This is a genomic window from Mesoplasma seiffertii ATCC 49495 (assembly GCF_000518725.1).
GTDB classification, from domain to species: domain Bacteria; phylum Bacillota_I; class Bacilli_A; order Mycoplasmatales; family Mycoplasmataceae; genus Tullyiplasma; species Tullyiplasma seiffertii.
This window is the reverse complement of sequence record NZ_KI912486.1, coordinates 112,934-136,663: the sequence shown is the minus strand read 5'-3', so window position 1 is coordinate 136,663 and position 23,730 is coordinate 112,934. Positions and strand designations below refer to the sequence as shown.

Annotated in this window: 20 protein-coding genes and 1 riboswitch; of the genes, 17 read left to right on the top strand and 3 right to left on the bottom strand. The window is 30.8% G+C overall.

Features of this window, described 5'->3' with window-relative positions; all coding sequences use genetic code 4:
* Positions 1–88: 88 nt before the first annotated feature.
* The 11 genes from L872_RS0103670 to L872_RS0103620 all read left to right on the top strand — a co-directional run bounded on the left by L872_RS0103670 (position 89) and on the right by L872_RS0103620 (position 13,352).
* Positions 89–1,915, top strand: coding sequence for an ABC transporter ATP-binding protein (locus L872_RS0103670; RefSeq protein ID WP_051418466.1), 1,827 nt, complete (start codon positions 89–91; stop codon positions 1,913–1,915).
* A gap of 195 nt (positions 1,916–2,110) precedes the next feature.
* Positions 2,111–3,952 carry an ABC transporter ATP-binding protein gene (locus L872_RS0103665; RefSeq protein ID WP_027063484.1) on the top strand — a complete coding sequence of 614 codons (1,842 nt, stop codon included), beginning with the start codon at positions 2,111–2,113 and terminating at the stop codon, positions 3,950–3,952.
* Between the two features lie 16 nt (positions 3,953–3,968).
* Positions 3,969–5,795, top strand: a complete 1,827-nt coding sequence (locus L872_RS04785; protein ID WP_036268993.1) for an ABC transporter ATP-binding protein — start codon at positions 3,969–3,971, stop codon at positions 5,793–5,795.
* Between the two features lie 104 nt (positions 5,796–5,899).
* Positions 5,900–6,655 (top strand): MurR/RpiR family transcriptional regulator, encoded by a 756-nt coding sequence (locus L872_RS0103655; protein WP_027063483.1) that lies wholly within the window; start codon positions 5,900–5,902, stop codon positions 6,653–6,655.
* Between the two features lie 107 nt (positions 6,656–6,762).
* Complete coding sequence (locus tag L872_RS0103650) at positions 6,763–8,385, top strand: PTS transporter subunit EIIC (RefSeq protein ID WP_027063482.1); 1,623 nt, start codon at positions 6,763–6,765, stop codon at positions 8,383–8,385.
* Positions 8,385–8,879: a dual specificity protein phosphatase family protein gene (locus L872_RS04780; protein ID WP_051418465.1), complete on the top strand. Its 495-nt coding sequence runs from the start codon at positions 8,385–8,387 to the stop codon at positions 8,877–8,879. Before L872_RS0103650 ends, L872_RS04780 begins: the two co-directional genes overlap by 1 nt.
* Entirely contained in the window at positions 8,879–9,634 is a 756-nt protein-coding gene (locus L872_RS0103640; RefSeq protein ID WP_027063481.1) for a hypothetical protein, read from the top strand. The genes L872_RS04780 and L872_RS0103640 overlap by 1 nt, the downstream gene beginning before the upstream one ends.
* Position 9,635: 1 nt before the next feature.
* The gene (locus L872_RS0103635; RefSeq protein WP_027063480.1) at positions 9,636–9,842 is read left to right on the top strand and encodes a hypothetical protein; all 207 of its coding nucleotides are present in this window, start codon (positions 9,636–9,638) and stop codon (positions 9,840–9,842) included.
* 84 nt (positions 9,843–9,926) lie between these two features.
* Positions 9,927–11,192 (top strand): serine--tRNA ligase, encoded by a 1,266-nt coding sequence (serS, locus tag L872_RS0103630; RefSeq protein WP_027063479.1) that lies wholly within the window; start codon positions 9,927–9,929, stop codon positions 11,190–11,192.
* Positions 11,193–11,239: 47 nt separating this feature from the next.
* The gene (mnmE, locus tag L872_RS0103625) at positions 11,240–12,598 is read left to right on the top strand and encodes a tRNA uridine-5-carboxymethylaminomethyl(34) synthesis GTPase MnmE (protein WP_027063478.1); all 1,359 of its coding nucleotides are present in this window, start codon (positions 11,240–11,242) and stop codon (positions 12,596–12,598) included.
* 1 nt (position 12,599) lies between these two features.
* Positions 12,600–13,352: a hypothetical protein gene (locus L872_RS0103620; protein ID WP_027063477.1), complete on the top strand. Its 753-nt coding sequence runs from the start codon at positions 12,600–12,602 to the stop codon at positions 13,350–13,352.
* Positions 13,353–13,369: 17 nt separating this feature from the next.
* On the opposite strand, the gene L872_RS0103615 is transcribed toward L872_RS0103620, so the two are convergent.
* Positions 13,370–13,972: an FMN-dependent NADH-azoreductase gene (locus L872_RS0103615; protein ID WP_027063476.1), complete on the bottom strand. Its 603-nt coding sequence runs from the start codon at positions 13,970–13,972 to the stop codon at positions 13,370–13,372.
* A gap of 83 nt (positions 13,973–14,055) precedes the next feature.
* Here L872_RS0103615 and L872_RS0103610 point away from each other — a divergent pair, with 83 nt between their 5' ends.
* From L872_RS0103610 to L872_RS0103585, 6 genes are all read left to right on the top strand, one after another.
* Positions 14,056–14,853 carry a TatD family hydrolase gene (locus L872_RS0103610; RefSeq protein WP_027063475.1) on the top strand — a complete coding sequence of 266 codons (798 nt, stop codon included), beginning with the start codon at positions 14,056–14,058 and terminating at the stop codon, positions 14,851–14,853.
* Positions 14,854–14,923: 70 nt separating this feature from the next.
* The gene (locus tag L872_RS04775) at positions 14,924–17,833 is read left to right on the top strand and encodes a cation-translocating P-type ATPase (RefSeq protein WP_051418464.1); all 2,910 of its coding nucleotides are present in this window, start codon (positions 14,924–14,926) and stop codon (positions 17,831–17,833) included.
* An 82-nt stretch (positions 17,834–17,915) separates the two neighbouring features.
* Positions 17,916–18,725 carry a TatD family hydrolase gene (locus L872_RS0103600; RefSeq protein ID WP_027063474.1) on the top strand — a complete coding sequence of 270 codons (810 nt, stop codon included), beginning with the start codon at positions 17,916–17,918 and terminating at the stop codon, positions 18,723–18,725.
* 46 nt (positions 18,726–18,771) lie between these two features.
* Positions 18,772–18,862: riboswitch (TPP riboswitch) on the top strand.
* 26 nt (positions 18,863–18,888) lie between these two features.
* Positions 18,889–19,779 carry an energy-coupled thiamine transporter ThiT gene (locus L872_RS0103595; RefSeq protein ID WP_027063473.1) on the top strand — a complete coding sequence of 297 codons (891 nt, stop codon included), beginning with the start codon at positions 18,889–18,891 and terminating at the stop codon, positions 19,777–19,779.
* 159 nt (positions 19,780–19,938) lie between these two features.
* On the top strand, positions 19,939–20,382 hold the full coding sequence (locus L872_RS05170; RefSeq protein ID WP_027063472.1) for a hypothetical protein: 444 nt from the start codon (positions 19,939–19,941) through the stop codon (positions 20,380–20,382).
* Positions 20,383–20,459: 77 nt separating this feature from the next.
* Entirely contained in the window at positions 20,460–21,116 is a 657-nt protein-coding gene (locus L872_RS0103585; RefSeq protein WP_027063471.1) for a PD-(D/E)XK nuclease family protein, read from the top strand.
* 29 nt (positions 21,117–21,145) lie between these two features.
* On the opposite strand, the gene L872_RS0103580 is transcribed toward L872_RS0103585, so the two are convergent.
* Both L872_RS0103580 and ald read right to left on the bottom strand, forming a co-directional pair.
* Entirely contained in the window at positions 21,146–22,591 is a 1,446-nt protein-coding gene (locus L872_RS0103580; protein WP_027063470.1) for an APC family permease, read from the bottom strand.
* Between the two features lie 24 nt (positions 22,592–22,615).
* The gene (gene ald, locus L872_RS0103575) at positions 22,616–23,725 is read right to left on the bottom strand and encodes an alanine dehydrogenase (RefSeq protein ID WP_027063469.1); all 1,110 of its coding nucleotides are present in this window, start codon (positions 23,723–23,725) and stop codon (positions 22,616–22,618) included.
* Positions 23,726–23,730 lie beyond the last annotated feature (5 nt).

Genomic DNA, 23,730 nt, shown 5'->3' with positions numbered 1-23,730 from the left:
AATTTAACAGGCAATGTGCAATAAAAAACTAATCAAGATGTAGTTGATATTTTTATTGTGTAAAACTGCTAAACAAGAAAGGGATACAATGAAGAATCAAACATTAGCGAAAAATCAAAAATCAAACAAGATTTTTTGAAAAATGATTTACAAGTTTTATATCAAAGAGTGAAAGTTTACAATCGTAATTGCAACATTAATGATTTTTATCGTTGCTTGTGGATTAATGATTCCACTACTTACAAACCAGATGACCATGTCTATTATGAGCGAAAAAGCTGGTGTAGAACCCTCACCGAACTTTTGAGGGATTGGATGAGATAAGCTGGTCTATATTGCAATTTCCGCAGTAGTTGTTAACTGTATCTGTTCATATTTATTTAACTATGTCGGATACTTGATGGGAAAGAAAATTGAAATTGATTTAAGAAATAGGTCTTTAGAAAGACTTGTTCGTCAAGACATTTCATATTACTCAGATAAAAAAATCGGTGAAATTTTAACAAAAGTTGTATCAGATACTCAAATGGTTGGAGATCAATCAGTCATGATTCCAATGCTAATTGGTATTTCTGTTTTCCAAATTATTGCGGCTTTAATGATGATGTTTATTTTGCAATGACAATTAGCGTTAGTAGCGTTAGTGACATTTGCAACAATTATGTTAATTATGTATTTGACATTTAATGTAACTACAAAACGTTTTCACAAAGTACGTGCAGTTATTACGGAAATTAACGGTAATGTTATTGATAGAATTGCGACAGTTAGATTAATTAAATCAACAGGAACTGAAAATTATGAAACTGCAAGATTTAAAGAAGTGCATCAAGAGTATTACTCAAAGTCTGAACTAGTTGGGAGAATGCAGGCGTTAATGCTGACAACTTTATTTGGAGGAGTTTCGCTATTACAATTTTCCACAATTATTGCAGCAATGTTAATTTTTGGGAATTCGGGAAACACTGAACAAGTCAAAACATTTTTTACAGTGACTTTTGCAGCGTTTGCCTTAGCTCAAGGAATGATGATTGGGCCGTTATTTAATGTAATGAATGCAGCATTTGGTTTAGCTCAAGCAAGTGTTGCTGCTTCAAGAGTTAATGAGACCATTAACTCGGAATCAATTATGGATCCACATTATTTTGATGGAAAAGAAATTGCTGGAATTGACGGAGATATTATTTTTAAAGGTGTGAGTTTTGCTTATCCTGAAAAACCAACTAAAACTGTTTTACCGAAATTTGATTTCGTTTTTGAAAAGGGAAAATCTTATGCATTTGTAGGTCAAACAGGTTCGGGTAAATCAACGATTTCTAAATTATTATTGAGATTCTATGACCCAACTGAGGGAGAAATTTTAATTAATGGTACACAAAATTTAAAAGATTTAAATTTGGCGAGTTACCTAAAACATATTGGTTATGTAGAACAAGAGCCGCAAATTATGTATGGTGATGTATTTGAGAATGTTCGCTATGGAACTTTTGAAGCAACAGATAAAGAGGTTATTGAAGCATGTAAAAAGGCGGAGTTACATGATTTAGTAAAAACTTGACCAGAGGGTTACAAAACAATTTTAGGTGAACGAGGGTTTATGTTGTCTGGAGGCCAAAAACAACGTTTGGTAATTGCGAGAATGTTCTTAAAAAATCCGCAAGTATTAATTTTAGATGAAGCAACGTCAGCTTTAGATAACATTGTAGAAAAAGAAATTCAAGAAAAGTTGGAAACTTTAATGGTTGGGAGAACTACAGTTTCGATTGCCCACCGTTTGTCAACAATTAAGAATGCAGATCAAATTATTGTTTTAGGAGCAAATGGAGCTGGAATTGTTCAAACAGGAACTTTTGAAGAATTGAAAAATACTCCGGGACATTTTAAAAAACTATATGAAGCCGGACTAATGGATTAAAAAATTAGCAAAATGCTAATTTTTTTATAGCTTAAAGTAATTCAATTATGATTGTGTTAAACTTGACTTAAAGCCAATTTTAATTGGTAATGATGTGTATAAAAATGAGCAAATTAAAAAATAATTAAGCAGAATAAACAGTTCTTTTGAATATTAAGAGTAGTTTAAAGTTTCATATCATTCAAAGGAGAATTTATGAGTGGGAAGAAGAAAATATCAAAAAATAGTGAATTTTTTAAAGTAATTTGAAAATACTATTTAAAAGAATGAAAATTAGTTTCATTAATGCTAGTAATGATTATTTTATTTGCATTAACGAGAATAATGGTGCCAATGTTAACTCAACAAATGACTATGAGTATCATTCAAGAAGCAAACGAAAATGTAGGAAATATTGAACCAATCCCAGCAAATTTTTGAGGGCTACATTGAACTGAATGTATTTATATCGCAGTAGCGATAATTTTGTTAGACGTTATAGCAACGTTTGTATTTAGTTATTATGGTTATATTTTAGGACGTAAAATTGAAGTCGATTTACGTAATCGTATTTTAGAAAAGTTAGTTCGTCAAGATATCTCTTATTATTCTGATAAAAAAATTGGAGAAATTTTAACAAAAGTTGTTTCTGATACTCAAGTGGTAGGAGAATGAGCAGTTACAATTCCGTCTTCAATCGGAATTTCAGTTTCTCAAATTATTGTTGCTGTAACTATGACATTTATTTTTGATTGAAAAATAGCTGCAGCGGGATTTACAGTTTTTGTAATTATTTGTATAGCGTTTATATTTGCATACCAAAATACAGTTAAAAAATATGAAAAAATCAGGGAAGAAATTGAAATAGTTAATGGAAATGTTACTGACAGAGTCGCAACAGTTAGATTAATTAAGTCAACAGGAACTGAAGCTTATGAAACAAATAAATTTAAAGAAACTCATCAGAAGTATTATAGTTTACAAAAACCGACTGCAATTAGTTTGTCGTGAATGTTAACGATTATTTTCGCAGGGGAATGTATTATTCAATTATCAACACCAATTTTTGCCGGAATCTTTTATGGTTTAGGTAATGATCCCGAAAAAGCAAAAATCTTTTTTGGAACAACATTTGCATCATATATGCTAGCTCAAGCGATTTTAATTGGACCACTATATAATTTATTGAACTCTTCATTTGGACTAGCAATGTCTGGAGTTGCAGCTTCGCAAATTTCTGAAACAATTGCAACTGAATCAATTTTAGATCCAAACTACTTTGGAGAAAATATTGTCAAATCAATTAAAGGCGACATTATCTTTAAAGATGTTGAATTCAGATATCCCGAAAAACCAGAACAATTAATTCTTCCAAAATTTAGTTTTAAATTTGAAGAGGGAAAATCATATGCCTTTGTTGGAGAAACTGGTTCAGGAAAGTCAACAATTGCGAGACTATTACTTAGATTTTATGATCCAAGCAGTGGAGAAATCATTATTAATAAAAATCAAAATCTTAAAGATGTAAATTTGGCTTCTTACTTAAGACACGTTGGTTATGTTGAACAAGAACCACAAATTTTATTTGGAGATGTTTATGAAAACGTTCGCTATGGCCGTTTTGACGCTAGTGATGAAGAAGTCATTGCTGCATGTAAAAAAGCCGAAATTCATGACTTAATTTCTGGTTGACCAGAAGGGTATAAAACAATTTTAGGTGAACGAGGATTTATGTTATCTGGAGGTCAAAAGCAACGTCTAGTAATTGCAAGAATGTTCTTAAAAAACCCAGAAATTTTAATTTTAGATGAAGCAACTTCAGCGTTGGATAATATCGTTGAAAAAGAAATTCAGGCTAAGTTAAATGAGTTAATGAAAAATCGTACTAGCGTGACAATTGCACACCGTTTATCAACTATTAGAAACGTTGATCAAATTATTGTTCTTGGTGCAAATGGTAAGGGAATTGTTCAACAAGGAACCTTTGAAGAATTAGTTAACAAACCAGGGCATTTTAAAAACTTGTATAATGCAGGTCTAATGACCCAACAAGGTTAAGAAAGGAGTTGAACTTATGGGAAAAAGAAAAATATCAAAAAATAGTGAGTTTTTCAAAATCATCTTTCGCTATTATGTCAAAGAATGAAAATTAAGTGTTTTAATGATGCCGTTGATTTTAATTTACGGTATCACTGTGATGATGATTCCATTGTTAACTCAACAAATTAACATGGACTTGACTAAAGACTTTGCAACCGAAACTGTTGGGTCGTCTTTTATTACAAGCTATTGAAATCTATCATGACCTTATTTAGTATTAATTGGGGCAATTTCAATTGTTATTAACACAATTAATACTTTTGCAATTAACTACTTAGGATACTTAATGGCAATACGTATTGAAATAGACTTACGAAATCGTATTTTAGAAAAATTAGTTCGTCAAGATATCTCGTATTACTCTGACAAAAAAATTGGAGAACTTTTAACTAATGTAATATCTGATTCAAAGTTTGTTAGTGATTGAGCAATTAATATTCCTGTTGGAGGAATTATTTCAGTTTTTCAAATTGCGATTGCTGTTACAATGACATTTATTTTAGATTGAAAAATCGCTCTTGTAGGGACAGGTCTATTCATAGTTATTTTAAGTGGATTTGTGTTCGTTTACATAATGTTAGTTAATCGATATGAAAGAGTTCGTCAAACTTTGGAAAAAACAAATGGTAACGTAATTGATCGAATTGTTTCGGTTAGATTAATTAAAGCTTCGGGAACTGAAGCTTATGAAACTGAAAATTTCAAAGCTAAACACGTTGATTATTTTGAACAAACAAAACCAGTTGCTAGTTGATTATCGTTGTTATTTACAGTTGTTTTTGCAGGAGATTTTATTATTTCTTTTACTGCTCCTATCTTTGCAGTTATCTTTTATGGCTCATCAGGAGACTCACAACAAACATTAGACTTTTTCAAAAATACTTTTGCAGCGTACTCTTTATCACAAGGGTTGCTAATTGGTCCGTTGTTTACTTTACTGAATATGTCAGGAGGATTTGCTTCTGCTGGAGTGGCATCAGCTAGAATTAGTACAACATTACAAGCCGATTCAATTATGAATTTTCACTATAATGATGGAATCAAAATTAAAAAAATTACTAGTGACATTGTGTTTAAAGATGTTGAGTTTAACTATCCAGAAAAACCTGAAAAACAAATTCTACCAAAATTTAATTTTAAATTTGAGCAAGGTAAATCATATGCTTTTGTTGGAGAAACTGGTTCAGGTAAATCAACAATTGCTAAGTTATTATTAAGACTTTATGATCCAAGCAAAGGGAAAATTGTCATTAATAAAAAATACGATTTGAAAGATCTTAATTTGGAAAGTTATCTGCAACATTTAGGATATGTCGAACAGGACCCTCAAATTTTATTTGGTGATGTTTTTGAAAATGTTAAGTATGGAAGTTTTCAAGCTACAGATGATGATGTAATTGAAGCATGTAAAAAAGCCGAACTACATGGTTTAATTATGAGCTGACCAGAAGGATATAAAACAGTTCTTGGAGAACGAGGATTTATGTTATCTGGAGGTCAAAAACAACGTTTGGTAATTGCGAGAATGTTTTTAAAAGATCCACAGATTTTAATTTTAGATGAGGCAACTTCAGCATTAGATAATATTGTTGAAAAAGAAATTCAAGCTAAATTAGACGAGTTAATGCAAAACCGTACTAGTGTGACAATTGCCCACCGTTTATCAACAATTAAAAATGTTGATCAAATCATTGTTCTTGGAGCAAATGGTAAAGGGATTGTTCAACAAGGATCTTTTGATGAGTTAATCAATACTCCAGGGCATTTCCAAAATCTTTATCAAGCAGGATTAATGAGTTAGACTATATAAACCCACATTTGTGGGTTTTTTGTTTTTTAATACAAAAATTGTTTCATAGATTTTGTCGTTTTGTTTATATGATTATTTTGAAAGAAGGATTTTCTATGAACTTATTAAAAGAAATTAAGAATCATTATCTTAAATTAACAAAACAACAAAAAATGATTGCTGATTATTTTGTAATTTATCATAAAGTGATTGATACTATTTCAATTAAGAAAGTAGCTGCTGATTGCAATGTTAGTCCAAGTACAATTACAAAAGTTTGTAATAAAATAGGGTTTGATGGTTTTAAAGATATGATTAAAAAAACTTATAATTCTACAATTAGTGATGATGATAAAGAGTCACTGAGCATTCGTCTTTATCAAAAAAACTTATGTGACCCGATTGTTAAAACGCTAACTGAAATCAACTTAAGATTAATTAAAAATGTTTCTAAAGAAATTATTAAAGACAAACGCTCAGTCATTATTTATGCTTCAGGGAAAACGCTAATTTTAGCAAAGTACATGTTTTCAACTTTTTTGGATATGCATGTAAATGTCAAATTAAGATATGACAAATATGATCCTCAAATTTTTGATGTAGAAGAAAAAATTATTTTTGTATTAAGTTCTTCAGGGTTTAACAACCAAATTAAGGAATACTTAAAAAAAATTATTGTTTTTAAACCTTATGCAATAATCGGAATTACTGGTTCTCAAAAAATTAATTTTGAAAAATATCTTGATTATCATTTGTATGGTAGTTATGAAGATGAATATATCTTAGATAGCAAAAGATTTCCCATGACGGCTAAGTATATTTTACTTTTAATAATTGATCAGTTTATTTTAGAAATGTTAAATTATATTTAATTTCTAATACCTTTTAGAAAATATTTTCCATAAAAAAAGAAAAAGTGTAAGGTTGTAAAACCTTATTTTTTATCGCTTGGTTAATAAAATATTTTCGAGGAGGAAAAATGAAAAAAGCACAAATTATTAAAAACAAAATACTTAGTGCCCGTTCTTCATTGGAAAGTTTTGCTCGTGCAATTTTAATACCGATTTCAATCATACCGTTATTGGCGCTAATTGGAGCTATGGGATATGCTGTACAAGCAATTGCCGTTTCTGCAGGAACTTATTCAGGAAATACTAAAATTGCCGCTGATGCAATTAAAAATATTGGAATGATTGCAATTACAAATATCGACTTCTTGGTAGCTGTTGGATTAGCAGCGGGATTAGCCAAAGAAGAGAAGATTGCTGCAGCTTTATCTGGATTGATGGCATTAGCTGCGCTTTATGTTGCAGGTAATATGATTTTGTCAATTGTGTCTCCAGAAATGCTTATAGGTAATGGTCCAAAAGAAAATGGATTAATTACAAGATTTGGAGTTGTTGGTTTTCAATATTCAGCTCTTGGTGGAATGACTGCTGGATTATTAGGTTATATCGTTCATCGTTGAACTTATCGCTTAAAATTTCCTACTTATTTGGCTTTCTTTGGAGGACCGCGATTTTCACCAGTTGCGACAACTTTAGTAGCATGATTATTTGGAATGCCCTTAGCATTGGCATGAATTCCAATTTCAGGAGCTATTAAAAGTTTTGGACAAGGTATTAGTAGTATGGGTGTCGCTGCACCGTTTATGTACGGTTCTATTATTAGAATGCTTATCCCATTTGGTTTGCATCATGTACTAAATTACTTTTTGTATTATACCGAAGTTGGTGATACTTGAGTAAACCCCCAAACTAATGAAACAGTTAAAGGAATCTACAGTATTGCAATTGCTAAGTTAGGAGCTGGAGAATTTGTTACAGCGAAGTCTGCCTGAATTATTAATGGAACTTTTCCAACAAACATGTTTTCCTTGACAGGAGCAGCATTTGGAATGTGAATTTGCATTCCTAAACAAAATCGAAAAGTTGGAGGAAGTGTAATTTTTTCAGCAATGTTGTCCTCATTTTTATCAGGGATTACTGAACCGATTGAATTTACATTTTTATTTTCAGCACCAATTTTATATGTATTTCATGTAATTTTTACAGGATTTACTTATATGTTTATGTACTTAGGGAATTTTGCCCAAGTTTCGACAAGAGGATCAGGTCTAATAACATGAATAATCGTTAATGGAATTAATTTTAAAAATATAGAACGTGCATGAGGAATCTTTGTAATAGGTCCAATTATGTTTACAGTTTATACAACAACATTTGTTGTTCTTATTAAAAAACTGAAGTTAAAAACACCTGGTGCTAATGGAACTGAGATTAAATTACATTCAAAAAAAGAGTTTAGAGAAAAAATTAATCTTGAGCCCATAAATGTGACCGACAAAGAAAGTGAGCAATTAAGTTTAACAAAAACAATTATTGAAGGTTTTGGAGGGCAAGAAAATATTGCAATCTTAACTAACTGTGTTTCGCGTTTACGAGTAACGGTTGCTGATGAAACATTAGTTAATGAAGATATTTTGAACTCAACTGGAAACTTTGGAATTAAAAAAATGGGCAATAAATATCAAGTAATTTATGGTCCCAAGGTAATTAATATTGCTACTGAATTAAAAAAATACTTGAAAATGGAGGAATAATGACACGTAAATTAATTGTAAATAATTTAATACTGGGAGACCAATTTTCGGCTCCGAACAGTACTGTAAAAGAAGTAAAAATCAGTGATATATACTATAACATTTTTTCAAAAAATAAAGATATTATTATTCGTGATAAAGATTTTCTGTTGCTACCAGACAAAATTATATTAAACATCGTAGATATTCATGATGTTAACTATTTATCAGAAAGACCGTTTGTTGCAGGTCTAAAATTTCTAATTGAAAATGAGGAAAGTGACATTTATGTTCATTGTCAGTTGGGGGTAAGCAGAAGTCCGTCGTTAGTTTTTATTTACTTAGTCACTCAAAAGTTTATTAAGGCTGATAACTTTTCCGATGCAATTGTTGAATTTATTGATAACTTTTACCCATATATGAAATTAAATCAAGGAGTTTTCGATTTTTTAAAAACTCACTTTCCGTTTGTAGATATTGCTAAAAAAGCTAAATTAGAATGAGGTAAATTCTAATGGATAATAAAATCATTAAATTTGGAAATTACTTTGTTGAAATTTTTCAAAACAATAAATGTATTTTTCGTGAGTCAAATTTAGTTGCTTATGACTTAAAAACTTTAAAGCTAGTTGGAGCTGGAAACTTTGCTGAAGATAAAATTCGTGAAAAAGGGAATTTTTTATCAACGCGTTTTTTTGAAAACGATAAGATGATTAACATTGAAAGTTTTATATTTTATCTGAGATATTTAAAAAGCAGTGGAACTTTAAATAAAAATGAAGAAATCACATTTGTTAAAATGAGTAAATTTTTGCAAGAGCTTTGTAAAATGGAATTCCCCAAAGCTCAATTTATAACGCAACGAAAGTTTTATAAAAATGTCCTTGATAAAAGTGCAGAATTTTATGTTGATTTAGAATATCATTCTACATGAATCTACGAAAAAAGTTACGGCAAAATTTTTAAACTTGATTATGGTCTTTTAAAAATACAAAAAGATTTGCATAAATATATTTATACAAATTTTAAAGGTCTTTTAAATACCAAGAAAACTATTTTATTATTAGATACTATTTGCAAAAAAGATTTTGAAATGACCAAATTTGAACTAAGAGAATTTGGAACAGGAGAGCCATTTAAAGTCAAAATTTGAAAAAACTCTGAGTTAATGAAGCCAATTGAAAAACTGCAAAAAGATATAGAAAAAATCACAACAACAAAAGCAGTTGATGGAAATGCCGATTTTTTAAGAATTATTAAGAGACAGTAAAGTGATTGCGATCATTGTACTAAGTGTTTTTGGAGTTTTATTAATTGGAATTGGTGCAACTATTTATTTTAAATATAATAAGACAAAAAACAAAAAACTTAATGTTCGAAAACCATCGCTTGCTTTTTGATTTAAAGATTCTATTTGGTTAATTTTTGTTGCTGCGGGAATTATTTTATTAGGACTTTGTATTGCTGTTAACATTTAAGGACAAAAAGGCACAAAGTAGAAAAGTTTTTATCTTTTAAATAGGTGATAGAGTATATAATTAAATTAACAAAAGAGGTATTTTATGATAGATATAAATTATGTTGAACAAAATTTAAAAGAAGTGACTAAACGTTTGAATTCTCGCACACAAGATTATACAAATGATCTTATTTTTGTAGTTGAAAAAAATACGTTAAGAAAGCAACTGCTTAAACAGGTAGAAGAGGTCAAATTTTCTAAAAATTTGATGTCAAAAGAAGTAGGTCAACTTTTAAGAAACAACAATCAAAAAGAAGCTGAAGAAGTTAAACAAAAAGTTTCACAAATGAATATTACAATTGAAGAATTGGATAAGCAATTGAAAGAAGTTGAAAAGGAATTAGATAATAAATTACGCTACATTCCAAATATTCCAAATTCAAATATGCCAATTGGAATTGATGATAATGATAACATTGAAGTTCGCCGTTTTGGAGAGGATAAAATTATCAACCACAAAACTCCTCATTGAGATATTGCTTCAAAACTGAAGCTTGTAGATTTTGAGGCAGGTCCAAAGTTAAGTGGTTCTAGATTCTTGGTATACACTGGGTTAGGTTCTAAAATTGTCAGAGTTATTGCAGATATTTTGCTAACAAGACATACTAACAATGGTTATCAGGAAATGTTTGTACCGGTTATTGTAAATTCAGATTCAATGTATGGAACTGGAAATCTTCCCAAGTTCGAAGATGATGCTTATAAAGTTGGTGATCAATATTTAATTCCAACTGCAGAAGTTCCATTAACAAATTTACATGCTAATGAAATTTTAGATTGCGATAAATTGCCAATTAAGTATACTTCATTCACTCAATGTTTTAGACAAGAGGCAGGTTCAGCTGGACGAGATACAAAAGGGATGATTCGTTTGCATCAATTTAACAAAGTTGAGCTAGTAAAAATTGTTCATCCAGAATCATCAGATCTTGAGCTGGAAGCACTAGTAAAAGATGCTGAAGATATTTTGCAAATGTTTGAATTACCATATCGCGTTGTAGAGTTATGTACTGGAGATGTTGGATTTTCTTCAATGAAGACTTATGATTTAGAAGTATGATTCCCTGAACAAAATAAGTATCGTGAAATTTCATCATGCTCAAATTGTGGAGACTTCCAAGCACGTAATATGGCTACAAGATTTAAAGATAAAGATGGTAAAACTAAACTAGTTCATACCTTAAATGGTTCAGGAGTTGCAATCGATCGTTTGTTCGCAGCGATTTTAGAAAACTACTGAGATGGTGAAAAATTAACGTTACCAAAAGTAATGAAACCATATTTTAATAATCAAGAATTTTTAAAATAAGACTTTATGTCTTATTTTTTATATAATAGTTTTGAGCGAGGTATAGAATGGCTAATTTAAATGACACTATTGTTGCGCCAGCAACCAACATTGCAACCCAGGCTATTGCCTTAATTCGTATAAGTGGTGATGATGCATTTGCAATTACTAATCAGTTATTAAAAAAACCAGTTCCTTTAACAAAAGGGGTTTTTGTTCGTAAACTTTATGATAATAATGCCCTTGTTGATGAGGTCGTTTTAACAACTTTCGTAAATCCTCAATCTTTTACGGGAGAAAATGTTGTTGAAATTGCTTGTCATGGAGGAATTTTAAATACTAACCGAATCATTAAATTAATTTTAAACCAGGGAGCTCGAATGGCAATGAAGGGTGAATTTTCACAACGTTCGTTTTTGAATGGAAAAATTGATTTAATTCAAGCTGAAGGAATTAATGATTTGATTCATGCCACTAATGATTTAGCTTTAAAAATTGGAATTGATAATATGAGCGGAGCCAATAATCAAGCAATTGTTGAATTGAAAGCAAATTTAATGGATATTATTTCACGAATCCAAGTTTCTATTGATTATCCCGATTACGACGATATTGAGGGATCTAGCATTAGTGATTTAACAAAGTTATTAGTTTTGATCGAACAACAAGTTACGAAACTGGTGATTCGCTCAAAAATGGCTAATAAATCTGTTGAAGGAATTAAAACTGCAATTGTTGGTCAAACTAATGTCGGAAAGTCTTCGATCTTAAATACATTATTGAATGAGGATAAGGCAATAGTCACTGATATCCCAGGAACAACCAGAGATATCGTTGAAGGTCAAATTAGTTTGGGAAATGTAACTTTAAACTTAGTCGATACTGCGGGAATTCGTCAAACTGATGATGTTGTAGAATCGCTAGGAATTCAAAAGTCAAAAAGTCTTATCAATAAAGCAGATTTGGTACTTTTTGTTGTTACAAAAGATAATCTTAATGACGAAGAAAATACTGAGATATTTAAATTATTAAGTCATAAACCACATATTTTAATTGTTAACAAATCTGAACTTTTAAGTAAAGAAGAGTTGAAAATGATTATTTCAAAATACCCAGAAGCAATTTTTACTAGTGCTATTAATTATCAGATCGATGAACTGATTTTAAAAATTCAAAATATGTACATCAATGAAGAAATTTTAGCTTCCAATGAATTAATTTTAATTAATATTAATCAAATTGCCTTAATTGAAAAAGTTCAAGAAAAGATTCAACAATCGCTTCAGGCGATTCAAAATTTTATGCCAATTGATATTGTTAATGTTGATCTATATGAAGCTTGAAATTTTTTAAATGAATTAATAGGGGAACAATATGACGAAGAAATTATTGACAACATTTTCCGAAAATATTGCTTAGGTAAATAGTATGAAAAAACAACTATGAAGCGAATATATCTTTGCGACAGTATTAATAATTTTGGCAATTGCGACTTTTACAATTACTAATATTGCCGATTTGGCAAGACAAACCGATATTGATTTTAATAAGTCTTTTTTCGACCAAATGAAATATTATAGTAACTGAACTTTAACAGTTACTTTAGTATATGCAATTTTTACGTTCTGTAATGCAATTAACAAAACTCCAAATAGCTCACTGAGTTGCTTTGAAGTTTTTGTAGTTTCAATTAACACAGTTATTGGAATTTTATATTTTGCAGGGTTGTTTACTAATATAATTGCTCCTAAATCGAATGCAGCAAATGCCTTAGATACTTGAGATAAAACCGCTAAAGCAATTTTGGGACACTTAGTAATTCCGGCAATATTATTGTTACATTTCTTTTTATATGCTAATGAGCCACGCAATCTTAAAGAAGTAATGCGAAAAGATGCATGAAAAATTATGTTTTATATTGGAATTTATATGTTATTCGCTTTGTATAGATTTCTATGGTTGAAAAGTAGCGGAATTGCAGGAAACTCTTTAGAAGAAAAACGTGAACTATTTCCGTATTGATTCTTGTCACCTGATGTTTTATCTTGACCGGGATTTTTTGCAATTGCAATAATCTTACTTTTTGGGCATATGGGAATATTTATATTTTATGTGTATACTGGTAATTGCATTTCACAATATTGAAAAAACCACCTGAAAACAGAGAAAAAAAGTAAGTAACTAAGTTACTTACTTTTTTAGAATGTTTGAGCAGCAGCAATTATTTCTTTTTCAATAGTTTTTACAGCTTCTGTTGGACTTAATTTGCTTAGTGGTTCAGTTTTTGTTCCTGCCAGCAATACTGGTGTGTTAACTTTAGCGGCAACAAACTCTCAAGTTCCTTTTAAATATTCAGTATGGTTTCCTCATAAGTATCAACCATATGGAGCTCCTTGAGTAGTTAAGATTTGAACTTTTAAATGTTCCAATAAACCAATTGCATCACCTTTTTTTGAATACTTATATGAAAAAGTTTCATTTGCTAAAAGCACGTGGTCTAAATAGTTCTTTACTAGCGCAGTAACATTAAAGTTATGCATTGGACTTACCATAATAACTTTATCAACACTTTTTAACTGCTTAATATATTTTATTGAATCTTCTTCATTAAAATAATTTCCCATAGTTGCTCTTGTCAAAGTCTTTGAAGCCATAGCGACTTCATTCAAATCTAAATACTCAAAAGTATCATTTGGATTTGTTTTTCTATATTCTTCAATAAACTTTTTTGTTAATTCAGCAGAGTATGAAGTCTCAACTGGACTAACAGAACCTGAAATAACTAATATTTTATTACTCATAATAATATACCTCCTGTAGTTGTATATATAACTATTATAACTTTATTTTTGATAAGATATACCTTAATAAAGGATGGTGTAACATGATTGATGATAAAAAAATTTTTGATGCTCATATTCATTTTAATGATGAAACTTTTTTTAATGATGAGATGATTGGAGATTTATTACAAGAAGGTTATGAAAATAATGTTGGCGCATGGCTTTGCGCTTCGTTTGATATTCCGTCATCTTTGAAAGCAATTAGTTATGCTGCCAAATATGACGATATTTATGCAGCAATTGCAATTCATCCTAATGAAGTAAGCAATCAATCTACAAGAGAACATGAGCAATTAAAGCAATTAGCAACTGAAACAAAAGTGATCGCAATTGGAGAAACTGGACTGGACTACTTTTATACAAAAGAAGATATTGAACTGCAAAAAGAGTGATTCATTAAACATATAGAAATCGCAATTGAAAATGATTTGGTATTACAAATGCATATTCGCGATGAAAAAGATCAGTATCAGGCGTATGATGACACTTTAGAGATTTTAAAAAAATATCAACCTAAAAAAATGATTGTTCATTGTTTTTCAGCAAACATTGAGTATGCTCAAAAGTTTTTAGAAATTGGAGCTTATATCAATATTGGTGGAGCAGTAACTTTCAAAAATGCTAAAGATTTACAAGCAGCTGCTCAGTATATTCCGTTAGATAAACTTTTGTTAGAAACTGATGCTCCGTATTTGACACCGCATCCTCATAGAGGGAAAACCAATTATCCAAAATATATTTTTTTGACTGCTCAAAAAATTGCTGAACTAAAAAATATTAATGTTGAAAAAGTTATTGAATCAACAACAAAAAATGCTAAAAAGCTTTTCAAAATATAACAAAAAGACAAGTAGTCTAAATTTTAGAGTGCTATAATTAAGAAAATTTGAAACTCAGGAGGTTTATGTCATGAGTGTAAATAATAGTGTCAAATCGAAAAAAGATTTGAAACGTTGATATGCAATGTCGAATAAGGAAATTTGTAGTAAATTTGATGTTGACCCAAGTGTTGGACTTTCTTCAGAAGAAGCCAAACGTCGTTTAGAGTTAGAAGGACCAAATAAACTCGAAGAAGCCAAACAAACTTCGAATTTGGTTATTTTCTTTAAAACCTTTTTAGACCCGTTAGCAATGCTTATGATCTTGGCAGGAATTTTATCGATAATTTTGCCGTTATCTTTAAAAATTTCTTTCAAAGGTGAAAATATTGCTGGTATTTGTGTAATTTTTGGAGTTGTATTGGTTAACTCGCTAATTGCTTCAATTCAAGAAATTAAAGCTCATAAATCATTGAATGCATTAAAATCATTGGCTGAGCCTAAAACAATTGTGATTCGGGATGGAAAACAAGTTGAAATAGCTGTAGAAAATATTGTTAGAGGGGATATTGTATGTATTGAAACTGGGAAATTTATTCCAGCGGATATTCGTATTATTGAATCACCGAAGCTAAGAGTTGATGAATCAGCATTGACTGGAGAATCTTTACCTGTTGAAAAAGTTACTAAATCTTTAATGAATAAAGAGATGGTTTTGGGTGACCAAATCAATTTAGGATTTATGTCAACATTTATTACTGATGGAAGAGCAGTAGGAGTTGTTTTTGCAACTGGTAAATATTCAGCTGTTGGTCAAATTGCGTCAAGTATTGCTAATACAAAACAAAAGAAATCACCTTTGCAAAATAAATTGAGTCAATTAACATTGTGAGTTTCAATTTTTGCTGTTTTATTAGGTAGTTTAATTTTTACGATTATGTTTTTAGAAAGTAATCGTACTTCAGAAAATTTAGTTGATGCCTTAATTTTTTCAATTTCTGCAGCAATTTCGCTAATTCCAGAATCAATTATGATTATTGTTACGATTACTTTATCAATTAGTGCCCGTAAAATGGCTGATCGTAAAGTTATTGTTAAAACATTTAATGCGATTGAAACCTTAGGAGCTGTTAATGTAATTTGTTCTGATAAAACAGGAACACTTACTCAAAATAAGATGACTATTTTAAAAGTATTTACCAACAACGAAATTCAAGATCAACGTATCTATCGCTATAATAAAAATGATCCAGAGTCATTCCATTTTATAAATGCCTTAATGTTATGTAGTGATTCAATAAGTGAAGGTGGAGTCCAAATTGGAGACCCAACAGAATTAGCCTTAACAAATTGAACTCAACTACTAAAACTAAATGAACTAAAATATCGTGAAATGTATCCGAGATTGGACGAAATTCCTTTTAATAGTGACAAAAAATTAATGACAACTGTTAATGAAGTTGACGGAAAACGTGTTGTTTACACAAAAGGGGCGTTAGATCAATTGTTGAAACGTTGTTCTAAAACCTATGTAGATGGAAAAATTGTTCCTTTAACTGAAACTATGAAAATGGAAATTCAAGAAAAATGTACTCCATTGCTAAAAGAAGCTTTGCGTGTTTTAGGTTTTGCTTATGTAGAACAAAATCAAAAAATTGAAGAATATGATCAAGATGAAATCTTCTTGGGATGTGTTGCAATGATGGATCCTCCGAGAAATGAAGCCAAAAGTGCGATTAAGAGAGCAAATGATTCAGGAATTCGCGTAATTATGATTACAGGAGATCACAAAATAACTGCGTTAGAAATTGCTAAACGTTTAGGAATATCAAACTCAAAATTTTATGAAGGTTTAACTGGTGAAGAAATTGATCAATTAAATGATGAAGAATTTAATGAAAAGTTAAAGACAACGAATGTTTTTGCTCGTGTAAATCCGGAGCATAAAACTCGTATTGTTGAAGCATTACAAGCTCAAGGAAAAATTGTGGCAATGACAGGAGACGGAGTAAATGATTCTCCTTCTCTTGCAAAAGCAGATGTGGGAATTGCAATGGGAATTACTGGAACTGATGTTGCTAAAGAATCTGCAAAAGTAATATTAGCTGATGATAACTTTGCAACAATAATTTCAGGAGTTCGTGAAGGACGTAACGTTTATGAAAAAATTAAACGTTCAATTGCCTTCTTATTAGGAGCAAACTTATCACAAATTTTGACAATTTTAATTGTTTTAGCAATAACTGCAATTAGCGGAGAAAAATATGGAACTCCAGACGGAATTATTAAAGCATTGGGAGACATCAATGTTTTATGACATATTCTTGCTGTAGAAACAATTTTAGCAATTCCTATTGGAATGGCCCATTCTAAAGAAACTTTGATGGCATACCAACCACGAAGTTCTAAGGAATCTGTTTTTAAATGAATTTCATGAGAAATTTTATCAATGGCTCTGATTAATACAGTTTGTGCGGTAATGGCTTTCTTTATTGCAGCTGTAGCAACAGATAATGCCCAAGCAGGTTCAACTGCGGCTTATGTAGTAATTATTTTTGCTCCAGTGTTTTATGTTTGAACAACTCAAACACGTAACTACACTGTTAAAGTTGCTCGTGAAAAAGCCGAGAAACTACGTATTAACGAGTGAATGATTGCTGCAATAATGTTTGCACTTATTTTAAATATTGGAACACTTGTAGTTCCCGGAATCAGTTCTGGATTTAAAATAGCAAGTATGCCAGCTTGAATATGAGTTGTTTCATTTAGTTTAGCTTTTGCAACTTTCTTATTAAAATGATTAGAAAACTATTGTTTCCGTAAAATATATCAACATATTCATCGCGATGAATTAACATTGGCTAGTTTCAATTTTAGAAAAAAACAGCTTCGTGATGAAAAGAAAAAAGCACGAGCAGCCAAGAAGGCCCGTACTCAAATCCGTAAGCAAAAAATTAAATCAAAGATTGCAAAACTAAGCGAGGAGTTACGAAAATCTTAAGAAAATAGAAATCTTTAAGGTTTCTATTTTTTTTAATAAAATTAAGACTTATAATTAACTTAATAGGAAAAGGGGACTACTTATGCCATCAGGAATTTATGATATTCACTGTCATCTAAATGATAGTGCATATGCAGAAATGGAAATCACATCGTCAGAAATTGTTAAGGAAGCAAATAGGGTTGGAGTAGATCTTATTAATAACATTGGTTTTGACATTAAATCTTCTAAAGTTGCTATCATTCAAGCGGAAAAAAATAAGAATGTCTTTGCAGTCGTAGGAATTCATCCCAATGAAGCTCATTTATTTACAGAAGAGGCCTATGAATTTTTAAAAGATTTGGCTCATGCTGATAAAGTTGTTGCCATTGGGGAAACAGGTTTGGATTATAATCGATCAACTAAATATATCAAACAACAAAAAGAATCATTTATTAATCAAATTAAAATTGCCCAAGAACTAAATTTACCAATTATGTTACACATTCGTGATGTAAAGGGTTCAACTAATGCTTATGATGATGCATTGGAAATTTTAAAACAACATAAAGTTACTTCTGGAGTTGTTCATTCATTTGAAGGAACCTGAGAAATTGCTCAAAAATTTATTAATCAAGGAATTTCAATTTCACTTAATGGAGAAGTTACTAAAATTGCTGAGGTTCAAAGAATTGCCAAAAATATTTCTTTAAATTATTTAATGGTGGAATCTGATGCACCGTATTCAGCACCAGTACCATTTGACAAACGTATCAATCATTCTAAATACTTGCCATTAACAGTTCAAAAAATTGCGGAAATTCGTGGGACAACAAGTACGGAAATTGCTGCAGCAACTCGCGACAATGCTCAAGAATTGTTTAAAATTAAAACTAAATTAGTGTTAGAATAAACATCTTTGGATGTTTTTTTATTTGTTTTCATAGGTTATAATGAAAGGGAAAAGGCAGAGGTAACTGAAAAGTTTGAGAAATACTCTTAGAACCTGATCTAGTTAATACTAGCGTAGGAAGTCCTTATTATTTATATATTCTGTCTTTTCGAGAGGATAAATTATGCAAAAAAAAATATTTTTTTGAGCAAGTGTACTATATAGTATTCTATTTGTAAGTGCATTTGTAGCTTTAACAACAATTTATATCAAGGAAAGATCAGTTAATGATTCTTCAGGTAATTTAATTATTTTAACTTTTGCGATGGTTGTATTAAATATAATTATCGTTGCAGTTCAAGTCCTATTAGGATTTTCATTTTTTGAAGATTCAGAAATTGAGACTGCAAATGCAAAGCAATTTTTAATTTTATCAATTGTAACCTTAAATTTAGTATCAGTAATTTGAAATAGTATGCATATTAAATGAAAGTGAAAAAAACTTAGAATTGAAAAATTCAAAGTTCTTGATATTACCTTTATGGGGATGATCGTTGCTTTGTTTATAATTTTGGATTATGTAATGGGATTTGTACAACTTCCAGCATATACTTCGCTATCATTAAAATTCTTACCGTTATTTTTTATGGCTTATGCTGCAGATTTCGTTAAAACGTTTATCGTTTGTGCAATTTGTGGAGTTGTTTCATGATTCATGCCAGGTAATTTAGACGCAGGAATGCCAGGAGCATTTATGTTTGACTACTTCTTACCAATCGTTACAATTTCAATCTGTTGCTTTATTAGACCAATTAAGACTAATTCAAAAATGGTTAATGTTACAAGTTGATTTATTTTTGTAACTGTTCCGACAATTATTATTTATTTATCACGTGTAATTGCAGGAGTTTTATTTTACGCTGCTTACGCTTGAGAAAACTATAGCATTTGAGTATATTCATTGGCGTTAAATGCTATAAACACAACTGTCGATTACGTTTTATTTTTAGTAGCAGTTCCGTCAATGTGTAAAACATTAAACTATATTGTTAATCGTCTAAAACAAAATCGCTAGACTAATAATCTATAAATAAATTATCTTTTTCATAAATAACCATATACAATTACATATGAGATATTAAAACGTGAATAAGTTGCCAAAAGTTATTATGTTGTAAGGTCTTGAAAAGAGATCCAGTACCAGAAGTTGGACGTAAGAGGTCGTAAAGGAAAAATGGAAAAAAGAGATAGAAATTCATCAGAAAGAAATTCTGATAGAGAATTTTCACGTGACCGTGAAGATAGAAGAGATAGAGATCGCGGTGGAGATAGAGACCGTGGAGAAAGAAGCTATGGCGGAGACCGTGGCGGAGATAGAGACCGTGGTCCAAGAAACTATGGTGGAGACCGTGGTGGAAGAAACTTCGGTGGAGACAGAGATAGAGATCGTGGCGGAGATCGCGGCGGAAGAAGTTATGGTGGAGACCGTGGCGGAAATCGCGGTGGTGGAAGAAGCTTTGGTGGAGATCGTGGTGGAAATCGCGGCGGAAGAAGTTTTGGTGGAGACCGTGGTCCAAGAAGAGAAGGACCAAGCTTTGGAGAAAGAATTGAAGCTTTGGAAAAACAAGTAGCTGAGTTAATGGCAATCATTAAAGGAGAAACAGAAGTTTCTGAATAATTAGAAACGCCGTATTTGGCGTTTTTTTATGGTTTTTTGCCCTTTTAAGATAAAATTAGAATAAAGATGAGGTAACAATGAAAATTAAAGACTATTACGCAAATCCGCTTGTTAAGCTTAATGAGGCAACACATGAATATTATTGAACAGCAACTAATGAAATCATACAAGGACCAAGTATCACCAAACTAATTGAAGTGATTTATCCTTTCAAGATTAAAGACATACCTGCTGATGCTTTAAAAGCAGGAATTGAAAAAGGAGTATGTGTTCACAATCGCCTGAGTGAATATATTAAAGCAAAAGATGACAGCAAGTGTCAACATACCTATAATGGATGACCGATTCAAACTCATACTAAAGAATATTTATGAATTAAAGAACAATTAGCAAATGTTTCTTGCCAAGAAATTTATAGTGAAGTATCACTGTCAAATGGTCGATATAATGGAACCTTTGATTTGCTGTATTTAGACCATAATAATAAATGACATTTAGTTGATTTTAAAACTACTGCACGATTAAATAAAGCGAAAGAAATTTTGCAACTTAAATTCTATGAACAGCTAATTACCGATATTTTTGAAGATATTCCTGAAATTGATTATTATGAAATTTATAATTCTAAAAATCAAGAACATTACACTTTTGATGATGACTTGCAAAAACAAGCAGAGTTTGAGAAAGCAAAAATTATGAATGAGTCAGAATTTAGTGAGTTATTCAAAAACTAAAAACTTAGAGAAAATCTCTAAGTTTTTTATTATTTTGAAATTGATTGAGTAAGCACAGGGAAATTTAATGTGCCGATTTGTTTAATTTTAAGTTCATTGTAGAAAAATAGACCTATTAGAGCAATCATAGTTACAATAAAGATGACTGGTTCAATGAACCCTTTAGCATCACCTAATTTTGAAAATAGATCGTAATAAATATATACAAGTGATAGGGAAAGAGCGATTGAAGGGAATGCAGCGATACCAAATAGATATTTGACTTTGTCCACTTGTACTTTGTTTGTAAAACGATTCCTGATTACTCCAAAAATAATGAGCAAGTAAATTGTGAACGTTGCAATTGCAACAGTATTAGATATTAAATCCACAACTTGAATAATGTCTTTGTAAAAAATTCAACCCAAGATTATGTAAATTATTGCATGAAATAAAGTAATAGCAGATTGTAAAATTCCAGCTTTTACAAGCGAAACTTTAAAGCCTTGTTTTGCATAAAATAAATCATCTTCAAAGCTAGAAAGAATTCCTTTTGTTCCAGTTATGGCGTAGCCGTTAACAACACTTGTTGCAGTAATCGCTACAATAACTTTAAAAAACATTGCTCATCCAGGGGCTTTTTCAAATAAGTTATCAAATAATGTAAATACATTTCCATTTTTACTTCCAAAGAAAATAGCTATAGAAATTAACACGTAAAATAGAGAAACTCCAATTACTCCACAAAATAGGGCAGGAGCAACAACTTCTTTATTTTTAATATCCTTTTGTAAACTAGCAGATTCAATAAAGCCCATAAATGAAAACATTATTGGAGTAATTGTCAAAATAATATGACTTATTTCTCATTTACCGCTTGAATTAGTAAAAGCATTTTCGTTTCCTTGAGAACGTAAGATTATCCCGCCAATTATTACCAAAATTAAGGGAACAAATTTAAGTAAAGCTGTTACAGTTTGAACAATTACTCCAGGCTTTGTTGTAAAAATATTCATAACCATGAAGCCTAACAAAACTATTAAAGTAAATAGTGTTCTTAGTGTCAAACGTAAAGTTTCACCGGCCCATTCTTTACCATAAAGAGCGTCAATTCCATCAAATACAACTTTTACTGATAAAAACGCTCCAACGCATGTTAAAACAGGAGTAAAAAATATTACTAAAAATAATGAAAAGAATGATCCAGCTTTTCGTCCAAGAAATTTTGAACCTCAGTTTTGTAAAGTTGAATGACCTTTATTTTTTGTAGAAGAAGCAACCTCAATAAAGACTAAAATAATCATTGTCGCGATTACCCCAAATATTGATCACATCATAATAGCAATTCAAGGATTGTTACCGGCATTACCTAAAATTCCCCCAACACCTGAGTGATTTTTAATGTAAATTCCCGATCCAATCATCATTCCCATTACCATTGTAATCAGAGTCATAAATTCATATGCTTTATTAATTTTTTTTGTCTTTTTTTGCATATGTATGTTTCCTTTCTATGGATACTAAATAAGACTCATGAAATCTATAAAGTCTTCATTGAAGGCTTTAGCAACAGCTTCAAAAGTAATTGCATTTTTGAAAATGTTAATTCCAGTTTTAATAGTTTTGTTTTCTAAAGCGGCTGCAATAATTCCTTTGTTAGCAATTTCTAAAGCATAAGGAATAGTTGAATTTGTCAACGCAAAAGTTGAACTTTTTGCAACAGCTCCAGGCATATTAGGAACAGTATAATGAATTACGTTATGTTTAATAAAAATAGGATTTTCATGACTAGTAATTTTTTCAGATGTCTCAAAGATTCCTCCTTGATCAATAGGAATATCGATAACTACTGATCCTGGTCGCATTTTTTTAATATCTGTTTCTTTGACAATTTTTGGGGCAACATCTCCAGGAATCAAAACAGCTCCAACAACTAAATCAGCACTAGCAACTGCCTCAGAAATATTAGTTGAGTTAGAAATTAATAGTTTTACACGACCATTGAAAATATTGTCCAGTTCTCTTAAACGGTTAGGATTAATATCTAAAAGTGTTACTTCCGCACCCAGTCCAACGGCAGTTTTTGCTGCACTATAACCAACAATACCACCACCAATAACTGTTACTTTACCGGGAGCAACTCCTGGAACTCCGCCTAAAAGAACTCCGCTACCACCATTATTTTTTTCTAAGAAGTGCGCACCAATTTGAATTGACATACGTCCGGCTACTTCAGACATTGGAGTTAATAAAGGAAGATCATTTTTAGGACCAACCATAGTTTCATAGGCAACTCCAATTGCTCCTGATTTTTTCAAAAACTCAGTTAACTTTTTATTAGCAGCCAAGTGTAAATATGTAAAAATTATTTGATCCTTCTTAATATATTTAAATTCTTGTTCTAAAGGCTCTTTAACCTTCATAATCATCTGAGCATCTCATACTTTAGCAAGCGAAACAATTTCAGCTCCAGCTTCAGCATACTCGGCATCAGTGATTCCTGAACCAAGTCCAGCTTCAGTTTGTACAAAAACTGTATGTCCGCCTTGGACTAATGTACGAACTCCGGCAGGGACAATGGCGACTCTATTTTCATTATTTTTAATTTCTTTTGGTATTCCAATTATCATAAATT